General features: G+C 66.8%; 11 protein-coding genes. 5 read left to right on the forward strand and 6 right to left on the reverse strand.

Annotated elements, in window-relative coordinates; genetic code table 11:
• Nucleotides 1–40: 40 nt before the first annotated feature.
• Complete coding sequence (locus tag BLV97_RS14125) at nucleotides 41–1,492, forward strand: mannitol dehydrogenase family protein (RefSeq protein ID WP_035837564.1); 1,452 nt, start codon at nucleotides 41–43, stop codon at nucleotides 1,490–1,492.
• Here BLV97_RS14125 and BLV97_RS14130 read toward each other — a convergent pair.
• Nucleotides 1,489–1,734: a hypothetical protein gene (locus BLV97_RS14130; protein WP_035837548.1), complete on the reverse strand. Its 246-nt coding sequence runs from the start codon at nucleotides 1,732–1,734 to the stop codon at nucleotides 1,489–1,491. The two genes, BLV97_RS14125 and BLV97_RS14130, sit on opposite strands and share 4 nt — an antisense overlap.
• Nucleotides 1,735–1,979: 245 nt before the next feature.
• Here BLV97_RS14130 and BLV97_RS14135 point away from each other — a divergent pair, with 245 nt between their 5' ends.
• Nucleotides 1,980–2,153, forward strand: a complete 174-nt coding sequence (locus tag BLV97_RS14135) for a DUF1328 domain-containing protein (RefSeq protein ID WP_035837550.1) — start codon at nucleotides 1,980–1,982, stop codon at nucleotides 2,151–2,153.
• Nucleotides 2,154–2,224: 71 nt separating this feature from the next.
• Nucleotides 2,225–2,416 carry a PLDc N-terminal domain-containing protein gene (locus BLV97_RS14140; RefSeq protein WP_035837552.1) on the forward strand — a complete coding sequence of 64 codons (192 nt, stop codon included), beginning with the start codon at nucleotides 2,225–2,227 and terminating at the stop codon, nucleotides 2,414–2,416.
• Between the two features lie 603 nt (nucleotides 2,417–3,019).
• Here BLV97_RS14140 and BLV97_RS14145 read toward each other — a convergent pair.
• Nucleotides 3,020–3,217 (reverse strand): CsbD family protein, encoded by a 198-nt coding sequence (locus BLV97_RS14145; protein ID WP_035837569.1) that lies wholly within the window; start codon nucleotides 3,215–3,217, stop codon nucleotides 3,020–3,022.
• 175 nt (nucleotides 3,218–3,392) lie between these two features.
• On the opposite strand from BLV97_RS14145, the gene BLV97_RS14150 reads away from it, so the two are divergent.
• Nucleotides 3,393–4,475, forward strand: a complete 1,083-nt coding sequence (locus BLV97_RS14150; protein WP_092164112.1) for an AI-2E family transporter — start codon at nucleotides 3,393–3,395, stop codon at nucleotides 4,473–4,475.
• A 14-nt stretch (nucleotides 4,476–4,489) separates the two neighbouring features.
• Here the strand turns inward: BLV97_RS14150 and BLV97_RS14155 are convergent, their stop codons facing one another.
• From BLV97_RS14155 to BLV97_RS14170, 4 genes are all read right to left on the reverse strand, one after another.
• The gene (locus tag BLV97_RS14155) at nucleotides 4,490–5,830 is read right to left on the reverse strand and encodes a phospholipase D-like domain-containing protein (RefSeq protein ID WP_035837573.1); all 1,341 of its coding nucleotides are present in this window, start codon (nucleotides 5,828–5,830) and stop codon (nucleotides 4,490–4,492) included.
• Between the two features lie 89 nt (nucleotides 5,831–5,919).
• Nucleotides 5,920–7,758 carry a sensor histidine kinase gene (locus tag BLV97_RS14160; protein ID WP_092164113.1) on the reverse strand — a complete coding sequence of 613 codons (1,839 nt, stop codon included), beginning with the start codon at nucleotides 7,756–7,758 and terminating at the stop codon, nucleotides 5,920–5,922.
• On the reverse strand, nucleotides 7,758–8,381 hold the full coding sequence (locus BLV97_RS14165) for an RNA polymerase sigma factor (protein ID WP_081824863.1): 624 nt from the start codon (nucleotides 8,379–8,381) through the stop codon (nucleotides 7,758–7,760). The genes BLV97_RS14160 and BLV97_RS14165 overlap by 1 nt, the downstream gene beginning before the upstream one ends.
• Complete coding sequence (locus BLV97_RS14170; RefSeq protein WP_081824864.1) at nucleotides 8,378–8,536, reverse strand: NepR family anti-sigma factor; 159 nt, start codon at nucleotides 8,534–8,536, stop codon at nucleotides 8,378–8,380. Before BLV97_RS14170 ends, BLV97_RS14165 begins: the two co-directional genes overlap by 4 nt.
• Nucleotides 8,537–8,637: 101 nt before the next feature.
• Here BLV97_RS14170 and BLV97_RS14175 point away from each other — a divergent pair, with 101 nt between their 5' ends.
• On the forward strand, nucleotides 8,638–9,447 hold the full coding sequence (locus BLV97_RS14175) for a response regulator (protein ID WP_035837584.1): 810 nt from the start codon (nucleotides 8,638–8,640) through the stop codon (nucleotides 9,445–9,447).
• The last annotated feature ends 263 nt before the right edge of the window (nucleotides 9,448–9,710 follow it).

Genomic DNA, 9,710 nt, shown 5'->3' on the forward strand with positions numbered 1-9,710 from the left:
GGATACCATGGATAAACTCTCGCTCGACAATCTGCAGAACCTGAAGCCCTGCGTCGCGCGCCCATCCTATGCGCGGGGCGATCTCTCGCCTGGGATCGTGCATATCGGCGTGGGCAATTTCCACCGCGCGCATCAGGCCGTCTACCTCGACCGGCTGTTCGAGATGGGCAAGGGGCGCGATTGGGCGTTGGTCGGCGCCGGGGTGCGCACCGCCGATGGTGCGATGCGCGAACGGCTGTTGGGCCAGGACCTGCTGACCACGGTGGTGGAACTGGCCCCCGAAGGCCACCGCGCGCGGGTCACCGGCGCGATGGTGGATTTCGTGCCGATCGCCGCCGACAACGGCCCGCTGATCGCCGCGATGGCGCGGCCATCGACCCGGATCGTGTCGCTGACGGTGACCGAAGGGGGCTACTACCTGGACCAGCACGGCGCCTTCGATACCGCCCATCCCGACATGCTGCGCGATGCCCGGCAGCCCGACGCGCCCGGGTCGGCCTTCGGCGCGATCCTCAAGGCGCTGCGTCTGCGGCGCGCGGCCGGACTGCCGCCGTTCACGGTGATGAGCTGCGACAACCTGCCCGGCAACGGTCATGTCGCCCAGGGCACCGTGACCGGACTGGCCGCGCTGTCGGACCAGGCCTTCGCCGAATGGGTGGCCGCGAACGTGGCCTTCCCGAACGGCATGGTCGACCGCATCACCCCGGCCACCGGCCAGCGCGAGATCGACCTGGTGGCGCGCGAATTCGGCGTCGACGATGCCGCGCCCGTGCTGTGCGAGCCGTTCATGCAATGGGTGCTCGAGGACAATTTTCCCCAGGGCCGCCCACCGCTGGAAGACGCGGGCGTCACCTTCACCGATCAGGTTCATGCCTTCGAGGCGATGAAGATCCGCATCCTGAACGGCGGCCATGCGATCATCGCCTACCCCGCTGGCCTTCTGGGCATCGAATTCGCGCATGAAGCGATGCGGGACGAACAGGTCGCGGCCTTCCTGCACAAGGTCGAGGTCGAGGAAATCCTGCCGCATGTGAAGCCGGTCCCCGGGACCTCGCTTGTCGATTATCTGGCGTCGATCGAGGAGCGCTTTGCCAATCCCGACATCGGCGACCGGATCCGCAGGCTGTGCCTGGATGGCTCCAACCGGCAGCCGAAGTTCATCATGCCTTCGGTGCGCGACAATCTGGCTGCGGGCCAGGTGCCGAAGGGGCTGGCGCTGCTGTCGGCGCTTTGGTGCCGCTATTGTGCGGGGGTGGACGATCAGGGGCAGCGGATCGCGCCGAACGATCCCGACTGGACGGCGCTGAACGCCCGCGCCCTTGCGGCGAAGCACGACCCCGCCCAATGGCTCGCGATGCGAGACGTCTATGGCGCGTGGGGCCAGGACACGGGCTTTGTCGCGGCCTTCGCACAGGCGCTTTCGGCCCTTTGGTCGGATGGCACCCGGGCGGTACTGGCGCGCTATCTGGAAGGCGGCGCGTCCGGCGCCTAGCCACCCGCCGCGATCCGCGTCATTTCTGCGCGAGAGGGCTGCGCGGCGGCCGAGACGATACCCTGCGCCAGATCACGCGCCGGATCGTGCCGGGTCGCGACGTCGTGCGCGCGGGCGTGGGCATAGGCGGGCGCATCGGTTGGCATGCCTGGACCCAGCGCATTCAAGACGGCCAACATGGTGACCAGCATGAAAGAGCCGCAGACGGCGCCAAGCCCGGACAGAAGCAGAGCGGCTTTCATCGTGACGAACCTCTTGCAGCGAATTCTTGCCGATCAACATCCGGCAGTGCCCCGCGGTTCCGTTCCAGGCCAATGAAATTCGGCCTTTTGGTGCCGTCTGCGTCACCATATTTGCATAAATATATTTGTGGATCAGACAGTTAATCAGAAAGTACACCCGGGCGTGAGGAACCGGTGCGCGGGTCGGGCGTTTCTATCACATCTGATCGACGACATTTTCCCTTCCACCCGCATAGGAGGTTTCAATGCTAGGCTGGGCCATAACTTTTCTGATCATCGCCTTGATCGCCGCAGCCCTGGGCTTCGGCGGGATCGCCGGGGCGTCCGCCGGAATCGCGCAGATCCTGTTCGTGATTTTCCTGGTTCTCTTCGTGGTTGCGTTGGTCGCGCGCGCAATGCGCGGCAACCCGCCGCTCTGATCCCCCACTTGGGGGGATGGCGGTCGAAGCCGGGCTTCGGCCGCCATCTCCTCCTATCCTAGGAGGCGTCCATGTTCTTCCTCAGCACGATCGGTTCGGTGATCATCCTGATCCTGGACATTCTTGCGATCATCTCGGTAATCGGCTCGGCGGAAAGCTCGCTGTCCAAGCTGGTCTGGGTATTGGTGATCCTGTTCCTGCCGGTGATCGGCCTGATACTGTGGTGGGTGATCGGCCCGCGGGCCCGCACCGGCAGCATCTGATCCCGCCCGGCAATCGGGAAACTTCCAACAAGGCGGCGCCCAAGGGCACCGCCTTGCTTGTCCGGTCGGGCGAAGGTCGCGGCCCTGCCCCCGTTGCGGCAGTGGCCGCCCGCGCGCGCGGCCGCCGCAACATTTCCGGCCCGGGCGAACGCGACGCGGCGGTCTTTTCGCTTCGCATATCCCATTGCATCTATTCCCCCGCACCAGGCTACTTTCAGCGCCCTCCCCCCGCACCGGGGCGGAGGCGGCCGTGGTGGCGCAGCCCCGGCGCGATCTGCTTGCGACCCGCACGGGCCCTCGGCTGGAAAAGTGACGGCCAGCCGCACCTGACCCCCGGAAAATCCTCCGCGTCAGCGTCTACCGGCTGGCCCCGGCCAAGGCCTTGCCGTTTCTTGGGCTGTCTTCATCGCACGTCGCCCGTTCGCGGGGGGCACGCGGGGGCCACCTTGGCCGTGCTTCGGGGATTGCCACGCCGACGAGCCTTCGGCCTGTGCGCGGTGCCCAGGTCGCCCGGCCGTGCGGCGGGACGCAAATACCGAGGCCGCAATAACAAAACCCCCGCCTGAATAGTGCCAGGCGGGGGGCATCGGGTCATCAGGCGGGTCAGAGATCCTGCAGCCACTCATCGACAGCCTTTTCGGCGTCGGCTTTCGCAGTTCCGTAGCGCTCCTGGATCTTGCCGACCAGCATCTCGCGCCGGCCTTCGACGCTGGCGACGTCATCATCGGTCAGCTCGCCCCATTTGGAGCGGACCTTGCCTTTTATCTGTTTCCAGTTGCCTTCCATTTGGTCGCGATTCATCACTTCCTCCTTCGCATGGCCAACGTGAATAAGACGCGCGAAGGGGCAGAGGGGTTCCGTGTCGATCCTCCGCCACGGACCGTGCTGTGCGCGCGCCACGCAGGAACCCGATCCGCTCAGCAAGCGTTGATTGCCCAGGGCAGCATGCGTTTGCTGCCCAAGGGGGCCGGGCTTAATGACCAGATTAGAGACGTTGTCGCGGATGTCGCTGATCGTGATCGGCGCCGTGGTGATGTTCGCGGCCCTACACGAGCTGTCGGATATCTTCGCGCCGTTGGCATTGGCGCTGGTCAGCGGCGTGGTGCTGTCGCCGGTGTCGGAGTTCTGCGATCGGCATCACCTGCCGCGCGCCGCGGCCGCCCTGCTTACCCTGGTGTTCACGTTGTTGCTGCTGGCCGGCCTGTTCCTGATCTTCCAGCCCGCGGTCGAGCAACTGGCCGCCCAGGCGCCGAAGGTGTTGCGCGATCTGCGCGAGACGCTGGATACGCTGCGGTCGCTTGCGCGCGATCTGACCCAGATGTCCGACAACGTCACCAAGGCGATCGCGCCTGCAGCCGACGCGGCCGGCTCGCAGACCAAGGCGGCGAAGGATTCGGGCGTGCATGTGCCGACCGTGGCGGGGGCGCTGATGCTGGCGCCGGTGATCTTGACGCAATTCACCGTCTTCGCGGGGTCGCTGTTCTTCTTTCTTCTGACCCGGGCCGACATGTACGATTGGGCTGCACGCCGCCTGGCCACGACTTCCGAGCGCGGCAATCTGGTCAGCAAGATGCGCGATGCCGAATATCGCGTGTCGCGCTATTTCCTGACGATCGCGGTGATCAACGCGGGGCTCGGCCTGCTGACGGCAGCGGCGTTGCAATTGATGGGGCTGCCGCAGGCGGCAACCTGGGGGTTGGTCGCCTTCGTGCTGAACTTCGTGCCCTATCTGGGGCCGGGGCTGGCGGTGGCCGGGTTGCTGTATGCCGGCGTGGCGGCTTTCGACGGGGCCCAGTCGGGGCTGCCCGCGGCGGCCTATCTGGGGCTGATCGTGCTGGAAAGCCAGTTCGTGACGCCGGCGATGGTGGGCCGCAATGCGGCGGTCAATCCGCTGCTGGTGTTTCTTGCGCTGATCTTCGGGTTCTGGCTGTGGGGGCCGGTGGGCGGCATCGTCGCCATACCGCTGCTGATCTGGGCGCTGGTCCTTGCCGGCGTCCTGCCCGGCCAGCCCGCCGTGGCCAGCCCGACGCCGCCCCATCATCCCGCGGAGCAGGATTGATGTCGGTGTCCAGGCTAGGGCAGCGGGTAGGGGCGCATCCGGCGCCCGGGCCCGCCGTCATCCCGCTGCGCCCGGGCGCGCCACAACGCCACCGTCGCCGGGCCGCCCTCTGGCGCCGCGGCGCGCTGCGCCATAAACCAATAGGCCATCGCCCGGCTGCCGATTTCGCTGACCTCGCGCGGGGTGCGCACATAAAGGCCGGCCTCGGTATCGCGGTACAGGGCCTCGGGCGTCAGATCGGCCGAGGTGACCAGTGCCGCTCGCCGGTCGAACAGCGTCAGGCGCTGACCGCCCTGCGACAGAGGGACCAGCATCTGCCCGGCGAAAAAGCGCGGCCCGAAGGCCCGGGCCAGCCGCGCAAGCACCTGTTCCTGCGCGCCGGGGTCGGGCGGCGGGGTTTCGGGCAGCATCAGTATCAGCCCCAGATCGGGCCGTGCCCGTCCCATCTCGGCCAGCTCGGCGGCCAGCCGGGGATCGGTGAAGGCGCGGGTCTCGATATAGATCAGGTCCTCGGCCCGTCGGGCCAGGGCGGCATGGGCGGTGGCGATATCCTGGCGCAAGGACTTGGTCGGGCCGCGGCGCAGGCGGCTGGCGCGACGCGACAGGGTGCGCAGAAGGTGGCGCTGAGAGCCGGGTTCGTCCTGGCCGGCCGCGATGCCGGCGAAATGTTCCAGATGGGCCTGGGCGTCGGCGGCCGACGGGCCTTCGCGCGCAAGCCGCAGGCCATATCCGACACGATCGGTGCTTGTATCCGGCCCGCCGATCAGCAGCAGGCGCCGATCGGCGACCAGCAACTGGTGGTGATGGCAGGCGGCGGCCAGGGCCGGATGGGCGAACTTGCGCAATGCCAACCGCCCGCCGCGCGCCGCGGCCGCCAGGAAGGGGATCAGCCCCGGCATGTCGTCGAGTGCGCGCTGCCGGGCCTCGGGCTCGGCGGCGGCGAGACGGACGATTTCCGGCGCGACGGCGGCCCGGCGCCGGCGCCATTCGGTGCCATAGGTCAACGGCCCATGCCGGGCCGGATGCTTCAGGACCCGGATGTCAAGCAGGTTGGCAAGGCCCTGTGCGGTGGCCGCGGCGCGCAGCAGCCGGACGCAGGCGTGGTTGGCCCGATGGGCCGCGGGCGCCAGAAAGGGATCGGCATCGGGCAGGAACAGCCGCAACTGCACCCCGCGCTGCAAGGTCGCGGTGACCAGCGCCTTCCACGTCCGTCCGATCTGCAGGCCCGCCTGACTGACCAGTTCGAGATCCGGGTCCAATTGATTGAAAGCGGCCCATACCTCTTGGCGCGCCTGCAGAAAGGCACGCTCGAACGCTTCGTTGGCCTCGTCACTGGTCAGGATCACCCGGACCAAGGCGGTGTTCTCATTTTTGTCTCGTGTACCGTCATTCCCCGCCCATTGGCCCCCGCAACGTGCGAGGGCTGTCCCCGGTTCCCCTTGTTTCAGACTTTCTTCGCCGGTGCGACACCAGGTATCAAACCACCGGGCGGTCGCGGGTCCGGTTCGACGCCTGCTCCTGCAGAACTACGGCTGGCCTCGCCCCTTGAAAGGGGGGTCACCGAGAAGTGTAGTTCCAGCAGGTAGCGCCCGTCCTCGATGCCGGTTCTGACCGTGCCTTCCAGCTGCTGCGCAAAGGCCCGGATCAGATGCGAGCCGAAGCCCGATGGCTCGTCCGCAAGCGGCGCGGTGGGGCTCGCGCCCGTGCCGGGAAGGCTGTTCGACAGCCGCAGGACCGCCCCGGTGCCCGCCTCGCGCGCCAGCGTCACCTCCAGTTCGGGCTGCGCGCCGTCGTGCGACCCGCCGGCATATTTCATCGCATTGGTCAGCGCCTCGGTCAGCAACAGCGACAGCGGCACCGCCTGATCGGGGGTCAGCAGGATGTCGGCGATGTCGGTGTGGACCTTGAAGCTGCGCTCTTCCGTGGTCGAGATGCTGAGCACCTGGTTCACGATCCCCGCCAGCAGTTCGTCTGCCCGCACGTCACTGACCCCCGAGGTCAGATACAGGCCGCGGTGGATCGTGGCCAGGCTCATCACCCGGTCCTGCAGGTTCTTCATGATCGCCTTGACCTCTGGCGATTTCTCGCGCCGCATCTGCAGGTTCATGATCGAGGCGATGAGCTGCAGGTTGTTCTTGATCCGGTGGTGGACCTCACGCAGCAGCACCTCCTTCTGGTGGACGGCATCCTCCAGATCCGCCTCGTCGCGCAGAATGGTTTCGGTCATGCGCTCGAAACTGTCCTCGACTTCGGCGATCTCCAGCGGGGCGTGGCCGCGGCCCTTGACCGGTACGACGCGGCTGCCCGAGGCGAAGGCGCGGATCGCGTGGCGCAGGCGGCGAATGTGGCGCAGCACCAGGCGCTCGGCCGCCATCCAGGCCGCGAACAGGCTGACGATGGCCATCAGCGCGGGCAGCACGATCGGCGGCAACTGCGACAGCATCCCCGTGCCACGGCCGTAATCGCCGGGCCACGAGGACAGCGCGTACAGCTTGTTCACCACGATCGGCACGACGGCGAAGATGCGCTTGCGCCCCAGCGCGTCGCGCCCCGTGAAGGCGGTCGAGCGGTGGCCCGCCAGCGCCTTCAGCGACCGGTCGACCGGCAGATAGCCTTGGTCGGCCTTGATCCCGTTGGTCGAGGTCAGCATGTTGCCACCGCTGTCGAAGGTGAACAGACGCAGCGAATTGGGGATACCCGTGGCGGTTTTGATCCCGGCCTGGCTGACTTCGAGCGCATGCTGCGGGATGGCGAGCGAGATGATGCCGCTGCGCTGGCCGTCACGATGGGTAACCGGGCTGATCACCGCCAGCACCGCGCTGTCCGACACCGCGCCCTTCGGGGTGACTTCGAAGGTCGGGTTGGGATCCGAGATCGCGTCCTGGAAACCCGGGTCGTTGGCGAAATCATGGGTGCGGCCGTCGGCCGAGCAGGTCATCAACCCGTCACTGGGGATGTAGCCGACCATCGAATAAAGCGGGTTGGCCTGGGCGAAGCGCGACAGGATCTCGCTGCAACGCGCGGTGTCGTTGTCCACCTTGGCAATGGCCGACGCCAGCGTGGCCGCAGCGCCCTGGGCGCGCAGCAGATGCTGCAGCACCGGCGCGGCCAGCCGCACCGTATCGCCCAGAATTGCGGCCTCGGCGCGGCTTTGCGCCTCGGACGCCAGGCTGATGGTCTGCACCGCCGACAGCAGCGCCAGCGGCAAGAGCGCCAACGCCAGCAGAAAGGTGATCCGAAATCCGAGCCGCCCGGTCAGCCGGCGCAGCGCAGCCATGCTCATCAGGCGGCCGGAACTGCGGCGCGACCCAGAACCGCAAGCGTCTCGGCCCCCGTCGCGGATAGCACCTCTTCGCCTTCGGCCATGCCCATCAACTCGGCCAGGCGGGCGCGGGCGCGGTTGGCGCGGCTCTTGACGGTACCCTTGGCCACGCCCATCGTCTCGGCCGCTTCCTCGTAGGAAAAACCTTCCGCGCCGACCAGGACCAGCACCTCGCGGTGTTCGACGCTGAGCTTCTCGAAGGCGCGAGTGAATTCCGAAAACGCCAGGCGGCCGTCATGGGCGGGCTTCTCGACCAGCCCTGCGGCATGGGCGCCATCGCTATCCTGTACCTCGCGGCGGTGCTTGCGGCGATCGGAATAGAACGTGTTGCGCAGGATGGTGAACAGCCAGGCCTTCAGGTTCGTTCCGGGCTGGAACTTGTCGAGATTGGTCCAGGCCTTCACGATCGTGTCCTGTACCAAGTCGTCGGCGGAGGTGGCGTCGCGGGTCAGGCTGATCGCGAAGGCGCGCAGCGACGGCAAATGATCGGGTAGGGCTGTTCGCGGATCGTTGGCACCTGCGTCCGCCGCCGATTGCGGCGGTGCGGCGCGCGGCCTGGCGCGTGAAATGGGGGCACTGGTCATTTCGCGCTCTCCTTGCCGCGCAGCTTTTCCAGAAGCTCGTGGAATTTGTCGGGAACTTCGCGTTCCAGTTCTTCCTGGTAAGCGCGCCGCAGATTTTCGTCGATCTGTCGGCGCAAATTCGCCCGCGTGCTCTCTGCCACCGTGCTCTTTCCCATTTCCCGCTCTACACTTTCGCCCGTCTGATTGTATCTAAGCATGGAACCCAACGCAGACAAGTCGCGTTGGTTCCCGGAAAATCTCAAGCGGAGGCATGAATATGAGTTCGGACGCGCAAGAGGATCTGGCGGCAGGTGTGGCTGCAAATCTTCCTTATCTGCGCCGCTACGCACGGGCGTTGACTGGCAGCCAGGATGCGGGTGACCGCTACGCGGCGGCCACGCTCGAGGCAATCCTGGCGGATCGTTCGACGCTTTCGGGCCTGACGCCAAGGGTCGGCCTGTTTCAGACCTTCCATGCTGTCTGGTCCAGCGTCGGCGGCATGGTCGCGGAGCATTCCGACAGCCTGGTCGCGGATCGCGCGCAAAAGCGCATGGCGACGCTGACCGCGAACACCCGAGAGGCCCTTTTGCTGCATACGGTCGAGGGCTTCTCCTTCGACGAGGTCGGCAAGATCATGCAGGTCCGCGCCGAAGAGGCCTCTGATCTGGTCGAGATCGCGCTACGCGAGATGGAGGGCGCGCTGTCGGGCAAGGTGCTGGTGATCGAGGACGAGCCGATCATCGCCATGGATATCTCGAGCATCGTCGAGAACATGGGCCACAGCGTCACCGGCAATGCCCGAACCCGGGCAGAGGCGGTGCAGATGGCAAGCTCCGAGCGCCCCGATCTGGTGCTGGCCGATATCCAGCTGGCCGACAATTCCTCGGGGATCGATGCGGTCAACGACATCCTTTCGCAATTTCCCGATCTGCCGGTCGTCTTCGTCACCGCCTTCCCCGAACGCCTTCTGACCGGCGAACGCCCCGAACCGGCCTTCCTGATCTCGAAGCCCTATTCCGAGGAACAGATCTGGTCGGCCGTCAGTCAGGCGATGTTCTTCTCCTCGACCGAGACCCTCGCGGCCTGAACCTTCCGGCCCGTCCCCGCGGCGCGCGGGCTCCCTGCAAGTTGGGGGCGGGCCTTGCCGGATCTATCGCCGCGGGCCCGGGCCTGCGTCCCGGCACTTTGGCGTCCTGGGCAGGTGCGATGTTCCCGGCGGGCGGCCGGGGTAGAGACCCGTGCATGCCAGGGCTTGTGACCTGCCCCCGATGAACCGGGCCATTCAAAAGGAGAGTTTGTTCTCGTAGCGTTCATAGCAGCGAGGAGAACAGACGATGCGCAAATCACGTT

Origin of the sequence: Allgaiera indica (genome assembly GCF_900106675.1) — a bacterium.
GTDB lineage: Bacteria > Pseudomonadota > Alphaproteobacteria > Rhodobacterales > Rhodobacteraceae > Acidimangrovimonas > Acidimangrovimonas indica.